Raw genomic sequence first — 18,114 nt, 5'->3', positions numbered from 1 at the left:
AGTTCTATTAATTAGAACTTAATAAGATAGTATTCTAGGGAAATAAATCTAATAAAACATGGACAAAATCCTTTGTCAATAGTAAAATAATACAGAAATTTATAATTTACAGAATGTATAGGTTTATCGATTTACGATAACTTGAAATGGAAGTAAATTTTGCCTAGAAAAGTGAATGTTATCACAATGGTGCGTTCATAAACGAAATTATTTTTCCTATACAAATATAGTCGCGAATCATGCGGATAGGAGGTGCTGTGCGCTTTTTGTTCGACACTTACAAAAAAAGAGTGTCAATCGCACGCCCTTGAAGGGCCTTTTTTTGTGTGAATGTTAGTAAAGGGAGGAATAATTGAGGATGGCAATGTTAAAGAAATGGCTGCTTACATCATTAATGGCAGTCGCACTTGTATTTGTTTCTTTTACGAATTCCGTACATATTGCGTTTGCTGAGGGAAATACAGCAAAACTTGCAATTATTGGTGAATCACAAAAGGGCATTATGTTATGTCCGAAAGAAGAGCAAATTAAAGATGGGGAAACAGCTTTAAGTTTGCTACAAAAAGTCATGGGGGACAAAGTGGCATCCGAAACGATGTCATTTGGAACGTATGTAAAAGGCATTGACGGCTTAACGGCTGGGGCTACAAGCGGTTGGGTGTACGATGTAAATGATAAATCTGCAGAGGTTGGAGCAGATAGTTATAAATTAAAATCTGGGGATGTTGTTGTATTCCGTTTCGTTTCAGACTGGAGCAATATGAGTCAAGAAACATTGCAACAAACGTTAGACAAATTTGGCACTTGCAAAACTGTAGAAGAGCCAAAGACAGAAAAACCAGATGGTAAGCCAGAAGAACCAAAAACAGAAAAGCCAGATGATAAGACAGAAGAACCAAAAACAGAAGAACCAAAAACAGAAGAACCGAAAACAGAAAAACCAGACGGTAAAATAGAAGAGCAACCAAAGCAAGAGAAAGTCGAAATTCCGGCGGCACAATTAAACGAAGCAATTTCTAAAACGTCAGAAAAGATGTTACAAGATGGAATTGGTAGTGATTGGGTAGCGATTGGGCTTGCTCGTTCAGGTGTAAACATTCCGGTTGAAACGAAAGTAAACTATGTTAAGCCAGTAGCCGAAAAGGTTAAGAAGCGTTTAAATCGTTTTTCAGCAACAGATTTAGCTAGAACGATTATCATGATGAATGCAATGAATGTAGATCCTACAAAGATAGAGGGACAAAACTTAGTACAAAATTTGTTTGAATCAGATAAAGTGGATTCTGTAACAGGATACGCATTTGCTTTACTTGCATTTGATACAAAGAAATATGAGGTTCCAGTTGAAGTGAAATGGAATCGAGTTGCATTAGTACAAGCACTTTTACAGGCGCAACATACAGATGGCGGCTGGACGTATGATAGTTCAAGTAAAAAAGAAAGTGCTAGTAACATTGATGTAACAGGTATGGTTTTATCAGCATTAGCTCCTTACCAAGAACAACAAGATGTTAAGCCAGTTATTCAAAAAGCTGTTGATTACTTATACAAGCAGCAGTTAGACAATGGTGGCTTTGCTGCTGATGGACAAGAGAATTCTAATAGTACTGCACAAGCAATTATTGGACTATCGCTAGTTAAAGATGTAGATCACACTCGTCTTAATAAAGCAGTACAAAATTTAATGTCATACCAGCTTCCAAATGGTGAGTTCAAATGGTTACCAAAAGATCAAAAAGGTAGCGGAATGGCTACAGAGCAAGCATTTTTAGCTTTACTTCAGTTTAAAGACCTTGGGAAATCGATTTATGATTTGTCAAATGTATCAGGTAATGAAATCGATACGAAACCAATTGTAGAACCAGAAACAACTGTAGAAGAAAAAGAAGTTGTAGAACATCCGAAACAACAAGAAGAGTTACAAAAACAACCAAAAGATGAAAATTTGAAAGTTGTTGTAGATAACGAACGAGTTAATAAAGAAACAAACAAGAATAAGAATCAATTACCAAAAACAGGAGCATCTTCTCATAGTGCAGCTACAGAAGTAGGTATGGGTGTATTATGTATTGCTTCTGCATATGTATTATGGAGACGTAAAGCAGCTTAACAAAAATTAGGAGCAATTATTTGCTCCTAATTTTATTATGAAAGGTGAGGGGCAGCATGAGTAAGATGAAATGGTTCATTTCTTTATTTCTTTCATTGGGATTATTAGCCGGATGTGAACAAACGGCTGTAAAGCCTGAGAAGAAGGCAGAACCAAAGCAAGAAGAGCAAAAAGAAGTAGCGAAACAAGAAGAACAAAAAGATGATGCGAAGCCGGAAGAGAAACAAACTGAACCGGAACAAAAACAACAAGAAGAGCAGAAAGATAAGCAAGAACAAAAAGTAGAAGAGAAACAAAAAGAAGAAAAAGTGCAGGAACAGCCTGAAGTAAAGAAAGAAGAGAAATCGAAAGAACAACCTGCTGCAAATAAACAACCGGAACAACAAAAAGTACAAGAAGAGAAACCCCAGCAACCGAAAGCGCCAGAAGTAAAAGAAGAAGCAAAGGTTGTTAATCAGCCGAAAGAAACACCAAAGCAGGAGCAAAAGAAAAATCCAGAAGAGAACAATAATGTACCAGCTCCGCCAACACCGGTACCACCACCAAATCCAGTACCACCAGTACCAGTACCTAAAGCGAAACAAGTAACAATCTCTGTCAAAGGTCATGAAGGATACTTATTAGGTGCGAAAAAGGTTGATGTACAAGAAGGCGATACAGTTTACAGTGTGTTACAGAGTACAGGACTAGAGGTTGATGCAATGGGCTCTAAAGACAGTATTTATGTAAAAGGTATTAATGATTTGTACGAAAAAGATATTACTGCTACTAGTGGGTGGAAATATCGTGTGAACGGTGCTTTTCCAAATTATAGTGCTGGTGTAGTTAAAGTAAAACCAGGAGATACAATTGAGTGGGTGTTTGTATTAAAATAGGAAAGGATCTTCGGTAAAGGACTATGAAAATAAGCTTTTCTTCTTTACATCCTTTTGTGAATTTTTTCTATTATATTGGGGTGATGATACTATGTATGATGTGTCTTCATCCTCTTTTTTTAATTGGAGCGATTGTACTAATAGTAACCATAAATATAGTACAAGGGAATGGCGAGAAAATAAGAAAGATGCTGCCGAGTACTATTGTATTCTTTTTAATGGTAATTTTATTTAATTCTTTATTAACACATAGAGGAGCGACTACGTTATTTCGTTTAGGAGATAGCCGGATTAAGCTTGAAGCATGTATGTATGGACTTGTTATGGGATTATTATTAGTTGCGGTAATGTTTACTTTTGCATCTTATAACGATATTATTTCAAGTCATAAATTTTTATATTTGTTTTCAAGAATTTCACCGAAAGTTGCACTATTAACGATGATTACAGTGCGATTTGTTCCTTTATTTATACGACGATTAAAGAAAATTACACTCGTTCAAAAAACGAAAGGTGTACAATTAGATTCAGGTTCACTCATTGAGCGTATAAAAAATGGGATGAAGTTACTGCAAGTATTGTTAGTTTGTTCGTTAGAAGACGCACTACAAACGGCTGATTCTATGCAAGCTCGCGGATTTGGTGTAACGAAGCGTACGACGTATATTCGATATAGAATGGAAAGACGTGACTGGTCTACGCTAAGTTATTTAGTTTTTCTAATAATAACTTCATTCATATGTAGTTATTACGGCGGAGGCAAATTGATCATTTATCCGAAAGTGGAATCAATACTATTCCAGCAATACGATGGAATTATGTTTTTGTTATTTATGATGTTTATTAGCTTACCGCTTGTAATGGAAGGAAGGGAATGGATATGGTGGCGCATGCAGAAATAAAGAATTTATCATTTGTATATGCTGATGAAAATGAAGAAGCGTTACAGCACATTTCTCTTTCTGTTCAAAAAGGAGAATTTATCGTACTTGCTGGCGGTTCAGGTTCTGGGAAGACAACTTTATTAAAACATTTCAAAAAGGAGTTACTTCCAATTGGTACGCGTTCTGGACATACATATTATGATGGTGCTTTATTAGAAGATGTACCAGATTTATTATCTGCACAAGAAATTGGTATGGTATTTCAAAATCCAGAAAATCAGCTCGTAATGGATACAGTGATTCAAGAACTAGCATTTTCTTTAGAAAATATCGGATTACCATCACATATTATTCAAAAAAGAATAGCGGAGCTCATTAGTTTTTTAGGGTTTCAAGATTTGTTACACCAATCTGTTCATACTTTATCTGGTGGGCAAAAACAACTAGTAAATTTGGCTGCGGTATTAGTCATGCAGCCGAAGCTATTATTACTGGATGAACCAACAGCGCAGTTAGACCCGATTGCTGCGAAAGAGTTTTTAGGATTGTTAAAGCGTATTAATGAAGAACTTGGAATTACGATTATTTTAAGTGAACATCGTTTAGATGAAGTGATGCCGCTAGCAACTCGTGTCGTTTGTATGGATAACGGAAGAATCATTTATGATGGTACGCCTAAAAGTGTGATAGCGAAAATGTGGGAAGTAGAAAAATTCCGTCCATTCATTCCGCAAATTCCAAGATTGTTTTTAGAGTGGAATGTGAAAGATATTCCGTTTACAGTGCGAGAAGCACAAATGAAAATGAATGGTTTTATGGCGATACCATATATGAATCAGCAAGTGGAACAACGTGAGAAGCAAGAAGTAATTTTAAGTGCAGAACATATATCTTTTCAATATGAAAAAAATAGTCCAATCATTTTGCGAGATTTGACAGTGAATATCGAAAAAGGAAAATGGACAGCTCTCGTCGGAAAAAATGGTACGGGGAAGTCTACACTGTTAACGATTTTAGCAGGATTACAAAAAGCTAGAAGAGGGAAAGTAAAGTGGAGTGGAAAAGTGATACATAAAATCGATTCGAAAGAACGATTTAAAAGTATAGGATACGTATCACAACATCCGTACTATCATTTCACATTTGATACAGTGTGGGAAGAGGTTTATGAGCGTGCTCGTGAATTATATGGCGAAGAGGGAAAAGTAATAGCAGAAGAAATGTTAAAGAAATTTTGGCTAGATTCGCTTATCGATCGGCATCCGCATGATTGTAGCGGGGGAGAGCAACAACTACTCGCATTATGTACAACGTTATTATCAAAGCCAACTTTATTATTACTTGATGAGCCAACGAAAGGCCTGGATCCATGGAAGAAAGAAAGAGTAGGAGAGCTATTTAAGCAGTTGCAAAAAGAAGGTACAACGATTGTGATGGCAACGCATGATATTGAATTTGCAGCAAAATATGTAGATCAATGCATGATGTTATTTGATGGGAAAGTCATTATGAATGATGCACCGAAAGAGTTCTTTAGTGGCAATTTCTTTTATACAACATCTATTAATCGATTCATTCGAAAAGAGTTGCCATTTGCATTAACGTGGGAGGATGTGTACGAAGCGTGTCCAAACGATATGTTGCATTCATAATACTTATTTTTGCTGTTGTAATATGTACACTACTCTTTACCACTCTTATTATGGATGGCTATTACATGGTAAGTAGTTTGTTTTTATTAGCTGTCATTATGTTACCTTTCTATGTCCGCTTTGAACGGAAAGCGTTTGTTTCACGTGAAATTGTTATCGTTGCCGTGTTAGCAGCAATCGCAGCGGTTAGTCGAGTGCCATTTTCGATTTTACCGAGTGTACAACCGACTTCCTTTGTCATTATCGTTTCTGCAATTGTTTTTGGGAGTGAAACTGGCTTTATGATTGGTGCAACAGCGGCCATTGTATCTAATATTTTTTTAGGACAAGGTCCGTGGACGCCGTGGCAAATGTTTTCGTGGGGAATGATTGGATTTATAGCTGGACTATTGCGCAACACATTTTTAATGAAAAAGCTTTGGGGAAGGCTCATATATGGCTTTGTCGTTGGATTCGTTTTTGGATGGATTATGAATTTCTGGGGGCTTCTTGGTTTTATACGAGAAGCAACGTGGGAAACAGTTATTGCCTACTATGTCGCAAGTTTTTCTTTCGATCTTAGTCATGCGATATCGAATGTTATTTTCCTACTGCTATTCAGTACTTCATGGATTACGATCCTCACAAGATTTAAAAAGAAATATGGTATATTAGATGAGCATAAGGTGACATAGAAAAGCATACTCATATAAGGTAGGGTCGCGACTTACATATTCGTTTGCCTCTTTCATGCTTCTTACAAATTGTAAGAAGCATTTTTTTATCCCGTTATTTGCGGGCAGTAAGATGCCCACCTCCAAATTCGGCTGGAGCAAAGAAGTTAGGTGGGAGTCGGGCCGCCCGTAAACGCCCGATTGGTGCGGGCTAATAATCAGTGGGGGACGAACAAAACCCCCACTGATTAAAGTTTCACTTTATTGTAAAAGTGTCAAAGAATAGATTTAATATATCTTCGTTTTTATATAAAGTTATTTGTATAATAATAGGTGAGAATTATTTTCAAAAGGGAGGTGTATATTTAATGAAGTTAGTTATTCCGAAGCAGCATGGAGCATGGGCGATGCTTGTCATTCCATTTCTATTAAGTGTATTACTTGGTAAACCTACTTTTTATCATATTCCATTGTTTTTAGCTTGGTTTTTTATTTATTTAGCTACGTATCCATTTCTCATGTACATAAAGCAAAGAAGAAAAAAAGAATTTCTGCACGCTGCAATTGTATACTTTATTTGCGCATTCGTATTTGGGATGATTTCTTTATTATATGAATGGCGAATTCTTTTATTCGTAGTATTACTGATTCCTTTGTTTATTGTAAATATGTATTACGCTCGTCAAAAAAATGAAAGAGCATTACTAAATGACATTTGCGCGATTGTTGTGTTTTGTATAGGCGGCTTAATCAGTTATTATTTCTCAATGAAATTTATTGATAGAACAGCAGTATTCATTGCGCTTATTTCATTCTTATATTTTTTAGGAAGCACGTTTTACGTGAAAACAATGATTCGTGAAAAAAATAATCCGAAGTATCGTTATATATCTTGGGGATATCATATTGTATTAACGGTAATCGTATTTGCTATAAATCCATGGTGTTCTCTCATATTCGTACCAAGTGTCATTCGAGCAATTATGTTGTATGGTAAAAAGATTTCTATATTAAAAGTAGGGATTTTGGAAATTGTTAATTCTGTATATTTTTTAATAATAACGGCAATAATGATGAAGTATGCCATTTGAAAAAAACTTCCCATCTTTTGATGGGGAGTTTTCATTCTTGTTCTAAAATATGAACAGTATAATCACATCTTTGTAATGCTTCTTCTACAGCATAAAGGGATTGTTCAATACGTGCGCGATTACTTTCTTTTTCAACAGTTTGTAATGCATCTTCTAAACAATGCTTCGCTTCTTGTAACGAATGAAATGAATCTTGTACGTATCCACGGGCGTTCTTTTGCAACGTAGTAACCTCCTTTTGTACATCTGTTTGTAGTATGAACAATAAAGAAGAAAATATAATTTATTTGACAATTACAATAAAGATACGTATAGTTAAATTCAAAGTGAATATTTTCTTATCCAGAGAGGTGGAGGGACTGGCCCGATGAAACCCAGCAACCGCGATGCAGGTGCTAATTCCAGCAGAACATATTTGTTCTGGGAGATAAGACGAAGATATATACGTAACTTCTTCTTATCGGAGAGGTTTTTTTGTTGCAAAAAAACCGATTACGAAAATACATAATAAGAAGAAAGGGGTTGCGAAGTACTGTGACACTCGAAAAATACGTAAAGCTGCGTAATGCAGTTTATGAATATATGATAGAGCAAGATAAGCCAATATCATTGTTAGATATTCAAGAACATATCGTTTCGCATCATGAAGGAAAATTCACGAAAAAAATGTTACATCAATTTTATTTATCAAGGCTATTAGATGAACTGAAACTGGATGGGAAAATTACTTTAGCTTCTGATGAATATCTCTATGCTGAAAAAGGGGTATTTTATAAAGCGAGAAAAGGGAGCTAAGCTCTCTTTTTTTCTTGGAATAACGAAGTATGTAGAGTAAAAGACTGCTAAAGCAGCCTGATACAAGGGAATGGTGTTGAGTGTGTAGTGTCAAAAATTGAATGTACCTGAAAGAGGCACTTCATATCGGCTACAAATAAAAATAGACACCTTCGCCGAATAGGTGTCAGTTGTTTTGTCACGTAGACTTGCTACTTGACAGTAATTAGAATAACACGCAGGGTTTCGGAAGTCAAAAGGGAATTAAAGGAAGAGGTGCTGTTATGTATGCTTATTTATTAAAAGATATAACGAAATGGATTCCAAAGTACATTATAGATAGAGGCTATGAATATTATGAAGATGGACATGTAGAAGATGTTGAAATACACGACAAGAAAGTATTTGCTTTCGTTACTGGAAATGCAGGGAATTATGAAGTGATTATTGATCTTGAAGATTTTACAGAAAGCAGCTGCGAGTGTCCTTATGAAAATTATTGCAAGCATATGGCAGCGGTTGTTTATGAAATTCAAGGTGCTGGTGAGAGTACAGTTAAAGAACAACTAACAGGTTTAGAAAAAGAAGAGTTACTAACAGTGTTAAATCGTTTATTACAAAGTTCTAAAAATGTGCAAATTGTAGAGAAGATGTTAAAGAAAGGAAAACTGTAAAAAAATAGGGGGCGAGATATGAACCGTGTCAATTATATTATGGAATACTTTGGACGCAATGATGAATTATTTCGTACATATATCATTCTTTTACTTCAATTAAAGCAGTGTAGCGAAACGTTTCAAAAGGTGCAGCATGAATTACGAAATGATTATCTAATAAGAGGGATTTGTGAAAGAGAAGTTGATGAGGTGATAAGGGGCAGTAAAGAATATGAAAAATATTTTCTTCCTAAAGTGCTACGGTGGAATTTCTTGAAGAACAATCCTCATATGATTGAAAAAGTGTGCGAAGATTTGTTTGCATATGAAGTGTTAAATCATACAGAGATAGTGTGGAGAAAGATAATAAATTGTATAGAAAGCGAATAATTTATCATATAAAAAAGCTAGTATAAAACTAGCTTTTCGGGTAATTAATCATTTAAATGAAAAGGAAACATAGGCTTATAATTACGCCGGCATAAAGTAAATTAACAACACAAAATCCCATAATATCACGAGCTCCTAAACCAGCTATCGCTAATGCTGGTAACGCCCAGAAAGGTTGAATTAAATTCGTCCAAGCATCGCCCCATGCGATTGCCATCGCTGTTTTTGCAGCGGGTACACCAAGCTCAGCTCCAGCTGGAATCATGATTGGTGCTTGCACTGCCCATTGACCGCCTCCAGATGGAACGAAAATATTAACAATTCCAGCACTTAAAAATGTAAAGAGCGGGAATGTGTTTTCATTTGAAATGCTAATAAAGAAAGTAGAAATAGCTCCTCCAAGTGAAAGACCTTCACTATTCACTCCAATCATCATCCCCATAATTCCTGCGTAGAACGGAAACTGAAGTAAAATACCAGAAGCGCTTTTTGTTGAGTCAGAAAAAGCACGAATATATTGAATCGGAGTACGGTGGAAAATAAGTCCCGCAATTAATAACATAAAAATAACGATATCAAGTGTAAGGTTAAAGCCTTTCGTACTAAAATAGTTAAAAATATAAATAAGACCTAATAATCCGATGCAAAGTGTAATGACAATACTATTCTCCATTTTTTCAGCGAATGTGTTTTGCTCTACTTCTTGAGCAGCAGCTTCTTCATGGAACACACTTGGATCTACTGTAATCGTATGTTTTTCATCTGGATGCATTGCTTTATTAATGAGAGGCATCGTAATTAAAAAGATAATAACTGGAACGAGAGCGTATGGTGAGAATAACGTTTCTGTTATTGGAATCGCTTCTTTAATACTCCCAGCTGTCGTTTTGATTAACGTTTCGCCGCCTGTAGCTAACGTAAGAGGGATAGAAGCAGAAAGACCTGCATGCCAAATGAGAAATCCGGAGTAAGAAGAAGCGATTGCTAGTCTATAATCAAGTCCGTCTAACTGTCTTGCGACTTCTTTTGCATATAAAACAGATACAACAATGCCAAATCCCCAGTTTATATATGCTCCTAGTAAACTAATAATAGAAATGGCAATAATACCTTGGCCATTTGTTTTGGGTAGTTTCGCCGCTTTCGTTAATCCTTTTTTAATAAGAGGAGCGTTTGCTAAAGCAGATCCTGTCACGAGTACAAGAGCCATTTGCATAGAAAAGGCAAGTAAGCCCCAAATGCCATTACCCCAGTGAGTAATCATTTCAACTGGTGTTTGATGTGTTGCAAACATGCCGAAGAAGATAACGAAAACCGTCAATAAACAGGATAAAATAAACGGTTCTGGTAAGAAGCGTTGCACTAAGGCGACGCAACCATTTGTAAAGGAACGAAACAAAATAAATCAACCTCCTTATGTATATTTATTACAATATTCGAGGTTGTTTGAGTAATAACCTTTAATATATAGAAAATTCAGAAGTTTCAGGTGGTTGTCGTGATTTATTGATAGATCAATATTCTATGTAGAAACGTTATTTCATTTTGCGTTGAAGTATTTCAAAGGAGGGTAAAGCCACATGCCCATCAAATAAAGAATTTTGTAAGAACCTCAAAATTTGTTGTTCCGCCAAAGTGCTCGATTGCGGAAGATAATAAATATCTTTAACATAATGCAACCACCTGTTTCAAACATCTGCTACCCTTAGGTTACATCATTCTACTTTTCGATTCTTACGAACTTTTATAATCTATAGTAAAAATAAAATTAGAGGAGTTGAAATTATGGAATTCTATAAAAAGCTAAAGGAAGAACGATTAAAGCATAATTTATCACAAGAAGAACTGGCTCTTAAATTAAACATAAGTAGACAATCAGTTTCTAAATGGGAGCTTGAAAAAGGTTATCCAAATATTGAAACACTTATTACATTAAGTGATTTATTCAATATTAGCATTGATGAATTAATTAAAGGAGATGATTTCTTGAAAGATAAAATCATCAAAGAAGGAAAAATGGGGGAATTAAAAATGACAGATCAATTCAAATGGTTATATGTACTGAGTTCAATTTTAGTAGTATTTTGGCTTTTTGTACTTCCTTGGTCCAATCCATCAGGTCTAACATTAAGCATAATTAATCTCATAGCTGTTATTTACTTTGTAATTGTCGTTAACTACATCAAAAATAACAAGAAAAAATTTTAAAATTAAACTTTAAAATGAAAGCCGACAGCAATCGGGGGGATGAATAGTATCTGATTGCTGTCGGCTTTAGTAAATTCATACTTAATCACAATTTTTGATACGCAAACCTTTGAAATGACGGTAGTATCCCTAAAATCTCATACCACCCCGAGAACGAAAAGTTTGTGCATTTTACTCGTATTTATTGTTTGGGGATAGCTCGTGCTTTTAGCTTGATGGCGATGCGTCAGCACCCCATGAAGAAAAGACACCCTTATATGGGTGTCTTTTCCGATAGTTTTTTTAGCAGAAGCAAGCAGCTCCAACTATGATTAATAAAATAAATAATACAACTAATAAAGCAAATCCTCCAGAAAAGCCGCAGCCACAACTACCACCAAAGCCCATAATAGTTCCTCCTTTAGATAAGAGGGGAAAACTAGGGTTCACTCATGTTTTTTAATGGATTCACTTTACTTTATGTTTTTACGCGTTAATTGAGCAGGTCCTTTTGAAAATAAAGAAAAAACACTTGTATATGAGTGTCTTCCCCTGACTTTTTTAATTAAACATTTTTCTTTTGATCCTGTTGAATTTCTTTTGTATCAGTTGTTGGTTTTATAAGTATGGACGATGAATTATTTATTACTTTTCTTTGACTTTTTCCGCTAATCTAAGTTTCACCTTATTAAAAAGAGAGGATCAATTGGTACTGATTGTTATTTGACTATTACTTTTCCATCCATTCCTTTCAGGTAGTGGAACCGACAGATTAGTTCATATGTACCGGGAGTTTCGGGTTTTATGGTAATGGTTTTTTCTTTCCCTGACGGGACTTCGGCGTCGATTCCGAGCTTTTTCACCGTAAAGGTGTGATCTCTATTTCCTTTGTTTTTCAATAGTAAAGTTGTCGTCTTTCCAACCGGAACAGTGATGACATTCGGATTAAAGTAATCATCATTCAATTCGACCTCAATAGGCTGTGTTACAACGTCGGATTCGGCAAATAAACGGAGTGATCCTAAAGTAGTCATAACTACAATCATCGCAAGTGAAATGATCAATACAGTTAATTTCTTTTTCACAGACATTCGCAATCCCTCCTTTCCTAAGTACTAGTGTTTTCAAATTTGTAAAATATTATCAATATTAATGGGGGGGCGTGTTTCGAATAGTAATTCTTTTAGCATCTCCTAATAATGAAATGATAACTGGAATAGGATTGATGTAAATAAAACGCTCAAATAAGAAAAAAGCTTCCACTATTGTGAAAGCTTCTCTAAATGATTTGCGATATCAACATACATATTTGAATAAATCGAATGTATTTCATTACTTGGCGTAGCATTAGAAGAGAAGTGGACGATCACCATATTTGCTTTCGGATCGATGTAAAGTGTTTGTCCGTAACTGCCTAACACTTCGAAAGCACCTTGTTCATTGTGGGGAATCCACCACTGATTATGATAAGAAATAGAAGCACCACGGTCAATTGCGAGTTCACCTTCTTGTACATTTTTCAAACTTTCTGTTATAGAAGAAGGGATGATTTGTTTGCCGTTATATTGACCGTTATTTAATAGTAGTTGACCAAACTTGGCCATATCTCTAGCAGTTGCATTTAAACCAGCGCTTGCTTGTTCTACTTTTGTTTCATCTGTAACGTAATAAGCGTTTTCTTCCATACCTATTTGAGACCAAATTCGTTCGCTTACATTTTCAGCTAACGATTTACCAGTGATTGTTCGAATAATCCAAGCGAGTGTTTCTGTTGATCCGTTATTGTAAGAAAAAGCTGAACCAGGTGGTGCAGTTTCTTCTGCTTCTAGTAACATATCATAAATTTTCATAGGACCGCTGTAGTTTTTACCTCGGGGTAAAATATTACTAGCTAAATATAGTTGTGCATCTTGATTTTCTAGTCCAGGCTGTACATATCCGTGCGTAGGGTATTCTACAGAAACTTGCATATCCATTAATTGCTGAAGTGTTGCTTTGCCGAACGGTGTATTTTTTAATTCTTTTATGTAAGTGTCAGCTGTTTTCTCTACATCAATACGATTTTCTTCAGCGAGAGATTGTATGATTGCACCAGTAAACATCTTTGCTAACGATGCCATTCCATGAGGTTCGCTCCCGTTATATCCATTGAAATATCGTTCATAAACAAGTTGTCCATTATGTACAACGACAAAAGCATCTGATTTGTTTTCGTCTAAAAGCTTCTTTAGAGGGATCGTATTTCCAAATCCGCGTTCAACTGCAAAATTGTCTAAGTTTTGTAACGCAGTAGGGAAGTGAGCAATTTGGTCAGGATTGTTTTTTACTTCATTAATTAAAGTGAATTCTTTCATATGTGTATACGACCAACGTAAGTAAGGGTCATTTAACCAGTTTTCTTTCGTGACATTGTCTTTAGTTGGAGTCGTTTTATTATGTTTGAAGAAAGTAAACCCAAGCCCTGTAACTACGAATAGTAATACTAATAGCAATAATAGCAGGGGAGATTTCTTTATATTCATGTATGTACCTCCTTTTGTTTCTATTATAAGTATACGCTCGTCTTGAAAGAAATACAAAATAAGGAAAGTAAACGGGGAAGTTTACTTTCCTTATTAACGTTACGCGGATATTTGTCCGTCTGTACGTTGCTTTTTGAATTTTTGTTTTCGTCCGTGTAATCCATAATAAAGAAGTAAAGTGAACGCAACGATAATAGCTGCGATAAAATACATATTATGATAACTTGATTTGGCAGCGACTATACCTAAAATGAAAGAACCAAAGCCGATACCACTATCAAAGAACGAGAAGTAAGTAGCTGTCGCAGAACCACGTCGATGGTTTGGAGCGGCAGAAATTGCAATCGTTTGGAAACTTGGAATTAATGTTCCGTAACCTAAACCGATTAACATACCTGCGCCAAGGAACCAAAATGAAGTTTGCGCTTGGCTTAAAATGAACATTCCAATTGTGAAAATAATAATAGCTGGATAAATAAGTACATTTTCACCGAAACGATCAAAGATTTTTCCTGTGAATGGACGAGAAATTACAACAACAAGTGCGTATAAAATAAAGAAGTAACTAGCAACTTCTCCTAAACCGAGCTCTTTCGCATAAATAGGAATAAAGGATAAAATACCACTATAAGAAAAGGCTAAAACAAATCCTGTCAGAGCAATCGGAATAGAGGATGGTTCAATTAAGTCTTTCCATTTCATTTTTTCGCGTTTGTGTTTACTTACTGGTTTTTCATGTGGAATATTTACTACTAATCCTAATAAAAATGCGAGTAATGAAAATACCGAACAAACAATAAATAGTGCAGTAAATGAAAAATGAGAAATAATTGTTAAACCTAAAAAAGGACCAATTACCATCGGCAGACTCATGAATACGCCGTAATAAGCAAGTGCTTCACCGCGTCTATGAGCTGGTGCAACATCAGTTACAATGGTTCCAGTTGCTGTCGTTGCCATTCCGAAGCCAATACCATGTAAGAAGCGAAGGGCAAGTAATAAAAATAAACTTTGCGCTCCGAAATACATAACAGTAGCGGCTAAAAATAATGAAAGAGAAATAAATAGTATTTTCTTTCGTCCTAAATCATCAAGCCATTTTCCTGTGAATGGTCTGCATAAAACAGATGAAATAAGGAAAACAGTTGCGACTAAGCCAATTTCCTCAGGTTTTCCTTTTAGGCCGTCTATAACATAGACAGGCAGAGTAGTCATAAGCATGTAAAACGTTAAAAAGAGAAACAGACTACTAAAACAAGTTCCGAGGAAATCCTTCGTCCAAAGTCTCTCACTTTGCATCGTCATCCCTCCATATTAATGATCTAAATTTTTGATAATTTGTTGTAACAATTGAAATGCTTGATGTAAGTCTTCTTCTTTAATACCTTCTAGCGTTTTTTCTTCAAAGGCATCAACTTCTTCTTGCCATACTGGGATCATTTCTATTGCTGTTTCCGATAAGGAAATGAGCTTCTCACGGCGATCTTTTCCTTCTGTACGAATAATCCAGCCCATCGTTTCCATACGTGTTAACGTGCGAGTCATCGTTGGGGATTCAACATTTAAATACTGGCATAATTCTGTTTGGGTACAAGATCCAGTTTGATTAATGCGGAAAATAACAGCCCATTGTGCACTAAATAATCCAGTTGGAGATACACGTTCATTAAATTTCTTCGTAAACTTACGAGAAGTTTGACTGACAATGTGAAAAAAATGTTGTTTTTCGTCCATGTAGTTTGATCCTTTCAAATTAGTTACCTAGCTAACTATATACTTTTTTATAATAATTGTCTAGTAATAGACATGTTGTTTTATGTAAAAATTTCGTATAGATTTTATATTGAGAACATACATTCTACATGGTATCCTTGAAATAAGTAAATAATTTTCTTTCTATTAAAAGAATGGGGGGACTTGTGATGATTAAGCCTGCAACGATGGAGTTTGTTTCATTATCGAATGGAGAAACGATTGCATATCAAGAGGTTGGAAGGCAAAATAAAGAAATACTTGTACTCATTCATGGGAATATGACATCGTCACAACATTGGGATTTAGTTATTGAGCAACTTCAAGATCAATATCATATTTACGCAATTGATTTAAGAGGATTTGGACAATCAACGTATAATAAGTCGATAGATTCATTACAAGACTTTGCAGAAGATGTGAAACTATTTACAGATCAATTAAAGCTAGAGAAATTTTCATTAATGGGATGGTCAATGGGCGGCGGTGTTGCGATGGAGTTTACAGCGAGTCACCCAACTTTTGTAGAAAAACTAATTTTAGTAGAATCGGTAGGAATGAAAGGATATCCAATCTTTAAAAAAGATATTAATGGGCAACCAATTGTATCGAGTTTATTAAAAACGAAAGAAGAAATCGCGCAAGATCCAGTGCAAATCATACCAGTTGTAGATGCGATAAAAAATATGAATAAAGTATATTACCGTACAGTATGGAATCTATTAATATATACACATAATCAACCTGAATCAGAGCGTTATGAAAAGTATTTAGATGATATGTTAACGCAGCGCAATTTCGTTGATGTAAATTATTCGTTAGTTACATTTAATATTTCAGATGAACATAATGGTGTTGTCCAAGGAAATGGGCATATTCATCGTATTCAAGCTCCAACACTCGTTATACAAGGTGACCGCGATTATGTTGTCCCGCAAGTAGTTGGCGAGGACTTGGCAAAACATTTGCCAAACGCGAAATTGACGATATTAGAAGATTGCGGACATTCACCGTTTATTGATTGTTTAGATGTATTTATCCAACATGTGGAGAATTGGTTGGAAAATTAAAAAATAGGTATGGCAAAGAAGTTAGATAAAACATATCTAACTTCTTTCTTATTATATAATAAAACGTTTATAATGAGTATGGTGAATTGGAAAAGGGAGAGGTTAGGGATGTCAATACGATTTACATTTTGGATTATGGTTGGGATTGTAGCAATTTCCGGTTTATCACAAGGAATGTTACTACCTGCGATTGCCATGATATTCGAACAAGAAGGAGTCGGATCGAGCGTTAATGGTATTCATGCGACGGCATTATACATTGGGATATTATTTATTTCACCGTTTCTTGAAAAACCGATGCAAAGGTTTGGAATGAAACCAATTATTGTAATTGGTGGTTTTCTCGTTATTATTTCATTATTCTTTTTTACACAAACATTTTCATTTTGGGTATGGTTTATTCTTAGATTCCTAGTTGGCGTTGGAGATCATATGCTTCATGTCGGAACACAAACTTGGATTACGACAACGTCAGATCCGAGTAAAATAGGTAGGCAAGTATCGATATACGGTGTATTTTTCGGAATTGGTTTTGCAGTTGGTCCGTATTTAGCAAGCACTGTTCAGTACGGTCTAGCAACACCATTTATTGTATCTACTATACTTTGCTTAATAGGATGGCTTTTATTACTACCAACGAAAAATGCATTTCCAGCACAAGATGAAACGAAAGCTGAAAGTGAATCATCATTTTCTCGTTATAAACAAGTCGTTGGATTAGCTTGGATTGCATTAATCGGTCCGCTCGCATACGGTGTGCTTGAAGCGATGCTAAATAGTAACTTACCAGTATACGCACTTCGTAAAGGGTGGTCTGTATCAGATGTTTCCTTCTTATTACCAGCATTCGCAGTTGGGGGCATTATTACACAAATTCCGCTCGGCATGTTAAGTGATAAATACGGAAGAAACCGTATTTTAACGTGGACATTTAGCATAAGCACCGGCATTTTCTTACTCGCAGCAGTATTTGATCAATATTATTGGATTGTCTTTGCATGTATGCTTATAGCAGGTATGGTCATTGGATCATGTTTTTCATTAGGTCTTGGATTTATGACAGATTTATTACCGAGACACTTACTACCAGCAGGTAATATATTATGCGGAATCGCCTTTAGTATAGGAAGTATTATGGGGCCTGTATTAGGAGGCGTATTTATAGAAAAAATACAGTATACAAGCTTTTTTATTGCGGTTATGATTATAATGGGAATTCTCGCACTGTTATATATTATTCACATGAAAAATCAATTCGCATCAAGAAAAATAGAAAGTAGGTTAGGGCATGACAAAACAACCTAATAAGAAAAAATTTGAAGTACTAGAAAACGAAACAATTACAGATTGCTTAGCACGTATGGAACAAGAAGGATATGCACCTTCTCGTCGTATGGAAGAGCCAATCTTTCATGAAGTGAAGAAAGACGGGAAAACAGAAGTTGAACCGTGCGGTAGAAAAATTGTTTTTGAGGGGAAATTGAAGTAATTCAAATTC

20 protein-coding genes and 1 riboswitch are annotated in these 18,114 nt (G+C 35.5%); of the genes, 13 read left to right on the top strand and 7 right to left on the bottom strand.

The window, feature by feature from the left end; genetic code table 11:
- The first annotated feature begins 358 nt into the window (after positions 1-358).
- The 6 genes from VK90_RS12405 (at position 359) to VK90_RS12380 (ending at position 7,265) form a co-directional block, all read left to right on the top strand.
- On the top strand, positions 359-2,110 hold the full coding sequence (locus VK90_RS12405) for a DUF4430 domain-containing protein (RefSeq protein WP_048373115.1): 1,752 nt from the start codon (positions 359-361) through the stop codon (positions 2,108-2,110).
- Between the two features lie 56 nt (positions 2,111-2,166).
- A complete protein-coding gene (locus VK90_RS12400; RefSeq protein WP_048373114.1) occupies positions 2,167-2,985 on the top strand; it encodes a DUF4430 domain-containing protein in 819 nt (272 codons plus the stop codon).
- 23 nt (positions 2,986-3,008) lie between these two features.
- Positions 3,009-3,887, top strand: a complete 879-nt coding sequence (locus VK90_RS12395) for an energy-coupling factor transporter transmembrane component T (protein ID WP_048373112.1) — start codon at positions 3,009-3,011, stop codon at positions 3,885-3,887.
- Positions 3,860-5,521 carry an ABC transporter ATP-binding protein gene (locus VK90_RS12390; RefSeq protein WP_048373110.1) on the top strand — a complete coding sequence of 554 codons (1,662 nt, stop codon included), beginning with the start codon at positions 3,860-3,862 and terminating at the stop codon, positions 5,519-5,521. Before VK90_RS12395 ends, VK90_RS12390 begins: the two co-directional genes overlap by 28 nt.
- Positions 5,494-6,195: an ECF transporter S component gene (locus VK90_RS12385; protein WP_048373108.1), complete on the top strand. Its 702-nt coding sequence runs from the start codon at positions 5,494-5,496 to the stop codon at positions 6,193-6,195. The genes VK90_RS12390 and VK90_RS12385 overlap by 28 nt, the downstream gene beginning before the upstream one ends.
- Before the next feature lie 347 nt (positions 6,196-6,542).
- Positions 6,543-7,265, top strand: coding sequence for a YwiC-like family protein (locus tag VK90_RS12380; protein WP_002172661.1), 723 nt, complete (start codon positions 6,543-6,545; stop codon positions 7,263-7,265).
- Positions 7,266-7,296: 31 nt separating this feature from the next.
- Here VK90_RS12380 and VK90_RS12375 read toward each other — a convergent pair whose 3' ends face one another.
- A complete protein-coding gene (locus VK90_RS12375; RefSeq protein ID WP_002172660.1) occupies positions 7,297-7,488 on the bottom strand; it encodes a hypothetical protein in 192 nt (63 codons plus the stop codon).
- Positions 7,489-7,600: 112 nt separating this feature from the next.
- Positions 7,601-7,699: riboswitch (SAM riboswitch) on the top strand.
- 40 nt (positions 7,700-7,739) lie between these two features.
- Here VK90_RS12375 and VK90_RS12370 point away from each other — a divergent pair.
- The 3 genes from VK90_RS12370 to VK90_RS12360 all read left to right on the top strand — a co-directional run bounded on the left by VK90_RS12370 (position 7,740) and on the right by VK90_RS12360 (position 9,085).
- Positions 7,740-8,060, top strand: a complete 321-nt coding sequence (locus VK90_RS12370; RefSeq protein ID WP_002172659.1) for a hypothetical protein — start codon at positions 7,740-7,742, stop codon at positions 8,058-8,060.
- A gap of 263 nt (positions 8,061-8,323) precedes the next feature.
- Entirely contained in the window at positions 8,324-8,713 is a 390-nt protein-coding gene (locus VK90_RS12365; protein ID WP_002172658.1) for an SWIM zinc finger family protein, read from the top strand.
- An 18-nt stretch (positions 8,714-8,731) separates the two neighbouring features.
- On the top strand, positions 8,732-9,085 hold the full coding sequence (locus VK90_RS12360) for a group-specific protein (RefSeq protein ID WP_048373106.1): 354 nt from the start codon (positions 8,732-8,734) through the stop codon (positions 9,083-9,085).
- A 52-nt stretch (positions 9,086-9,137) separates the two neighbouring features.
- On the opposite strand, the gene VK90_RS12355 is transcribed toward VK90_RS12360, so the two are convergent.
- Positions 9,138-10,484, bottom strand: coding sequence for a short-chain fatty acid transporter (locus VK90_RS12355; RefSeq protein ID WP_048373104.1), 1,347 nt, complete (start codon positions 10,482-10,484; stop codon positions 9,138-9,140).
- Positions 10,485-10,870: 386 nt separating this feature from the next.
- Here VK90_RS12355 and VK90_RS12350 point away from each other — a divergent pair, with 386 nt between their 5' ends.
- Complete coding sequence (locus VK90_RS12350; RefSeq protein WP_048373103.1) at positions 10,871-11,293, top strand: helix-turn-helix domain-containing protein; 423 nt, start codon at positions 10,871-10,873, stop codon at positions 11,291-11,293.
- Between the two features lie 282 nt (positions 11,294-11,575).
- On the opposite strand, the gene VK90_RS28535 is transcribed toward VK90_RS12350, so the two are convergent.
- From VK90_RS28535 to VK90_RS12330, 5 genes are all read right to left on the bottom strand, one after another.
- A complete protein-coding gene (locus VK90_RS28535) occupies positions 11,576-11,680 on the bottom strand; it encodes a YjcZ family sporulation protein (RefSeq protein ID WP_081806744.1) in 105 nt (34 codons plus the stop codon).
- A gap of 311 nt (positions 11,681-11,991) precedes the next feature.
- A complete protein-coding gene (locus VK90_RS12345; RefSeq protein ID WP_002172651.1) occupies positions 11,992-12,363 on the bottom strand; it encodes a cupredoxin domain-containing protein in 372 nt (123 codons plus the stop codon).
- Between the two features lie 171 nt (positions 12,364-12,534).
- The gene (locus VK90_RS12340; RefSeq protein ID WP_048373098.1) at positions 12,535-13,794 is read right to left on the bottom strand and encodes a serine hydrolase domain-containing protein; all 1,260 of its coding nucleotides are present in this window, start codon (positions 13,792-13,794) and stop codon (positions 12,535-12,537) included.
- 99 nt (positions 13,795-13,893) lie between these two features.
- Positions 13,894-15,093, bottom strand: a complete 1,200-nt coding sequence (locus VK90_RS12335) for an MFS transporter (protein WP_048373097.1) — start codon at positions 15,091-15,093, stop codon at positions 13,894-13,896.
- Between the two features lie 15 nt (positions 15,094-15,108).
- Positions 15,109-15,528 (bottom strand): MarR family winged helix-turn-helix transcriptional regulator, encoded by a 420-nt coding sequence (locus tag VK90_RS12330; protein WP_002172648.1) that lies wholly within the window; start codon positions 15,526-15,528, stop codon positions 15,109-15,111.
- Positions 15,529-15,716: 188 nt separating this feature from the next.
- On the opposite strand from VK90_RS12330, the gene phaZ reads away from it, so the two are divergent.
- The 3 genes from phaZ to VK90_RS12315 all read left to right on the top strand — a co-directional run bounded on the left by phaZ (position 15,717) and on the right by VK90_RS12315 (position 18,105).
- Positions 15,717-16,616 (top strand): intracellular short-chain-length polyhydroxyalkanoate depolymerase, encoded by a 900-nt coding sequence (gene phaZ / locus VK90_RS12325; RefSeq protein WP_048373096.1) that lies wholly within the window; start codon positions 15,717-15,719, stop codon positions 16,614-16,616.
- A gap of 108 nt (positions 16,617-16,724) precedes the next feature.
- On the top strand, positions 16,725-17,921 hold the full coding sequence (locus VK90_RS12320; RefSeq protein ID WP_048373094.1) for an MFS transporter: 1,197 nt from the start codon (positions 16,725-16,727) through the stop codon (positions 17,919-17,921).
- Positions 17,905-18,105, top strand: a complete 201-nt coding sequence (locus VK90_RS12315) for an NETI motif-containing protein (protein ID WP_000166302.1) — start codon at positions 17,905-17,907, stop codon at positions 18,103-18,105. The genes VK90_RS12320 and VK90_RS12315 overlap by 17 nt, the downstream gene beginning before the upstream one ends.
- The last annotated feature ends 9 nt before the right edge of the window (positions 18,106-18,114 follow it).

The sequence above is a fragment of the Bacillus sp. LK2 genome, assembly GCF_001043575.1.
In the GTDB taxonomy this organism is placed as follows: domain Bacteria; phylum Bacillota; class Bacilli; order Bacillales; family Bacillaceae_G; genus Bacillus_A; species Bacillus_A paramycoides.
This window is presented reverse-complemented; position numbering and strand designations above follow the sequence as displayed.

Bases quoted from the DNA above. Each gene is read 5' to 3' on its own strand.
- VK90_RS12335 (WP_048373097.1), bottom strand. From the start codon at position 15,093: ATGCAAAGTGAGAGACTTTGGACGAAGGATTTCCTCGGAACTTGTTTT.
- VK90_RS12405 (WP_048373115.1), top strand. From the start codon at position 359: ATGGCAATGTTAAAGAAATGGCTGCTTACATCATTAATGGCAGTCGCA.
- VK90_RS12350 (WP_048373103.1), top strand. From the start codon at position 10,871: ATGGAATTCTATAAAAAGCTAAAGGAAGAACGATTAAAGCATAATTTA.
- VK90_RS12390 (WP_048373110.1), top strand. From the start codon at position 3,860: ATGGATATGGTGGCGCATGCAGAAATAAAGAATTTATCATTTGTATAT.
- VK90_RS12340 (WP_048373098.1), bottom strand. From the start codon at position 13,794: ATGAATATAAAGAAATCTCCCCTGCTATTATTGCTATTAGTATTACTA.
- VK90_RS12380 (WP_002172661.1), top strand. From the start codon at position 6,543: ATGAAGTTAGTTATTCCGAAGCAGCATGGAGCATGGGCGATGCTTGTC.
- VK90_RS12360 (WP_048373106.1), top strand. From the start codon at position 8,732: ATGAACCGTGTCAATTATATTATGGAATACTTTGGACGCAATGATGAA.
- VK90_RS12330 (WP_002172648.1), bottom strand. From the start codon at position 15,528: ATGGACGAAAAACAACATTTTTTTCACATTGTCAGTCAAACTTCTCGT.
- VK90_RS12345 (WP_002172651.1), bottom strand. From the start codon at position 12,363: ATGTCTGTGAAAAAGAAATTAACTGTATTGATCATTTCACTTGCGATG.
- VK90_RS12315 (WP_000166302.1), top strand. From the start codon at position 17,905: ATGACAAAACAACCTAATAAGAAAAAATTTGAAGTACTAGAAAACGAA.
- VK90_RS12365 (WP_002172658.1), top strand. From the start codon at position 8,324: ATGTATGCTTATTTATTAAAAGATATAACGAAATGGATTCCAAAGTAC.
- phaZ (WP_048373096.1), top strand. From the start codon at position 15,717: ATGATTAAGCCTGCAACGATGGAGTTTGTTTCATTATCGAATGGAGAA.
- VK90_RS12395 (WP_048373112.1), top strand. From the start codon at position 3,009: ATGAAAATAAGCTTTTCTTCTTTACATCCTTTTGTGAATTTTTTCTAT.
- VK90_RS12320 (WP_048373094.1), top strand. From the start codon at position 16,725: ATGTCAATACGATTTACATTTTGGATTATGGTTGGGATTGTAGCAATT.
- VK90_RS28535 (WP_081806744.1), bottom strand. From the start codon at position 11,680: ATGGGCTTTGGTGGTAGTTGTGGCTGCGGCTTTTCTGGAGGATTTGCT.
- VK90_RS12400 (WP_048373114.1), top strand. From the start codon at position 2,167: ATGAGTAAGATGAAATGGTTCATTTCTTTATTTCTTTCATTGGGATTA.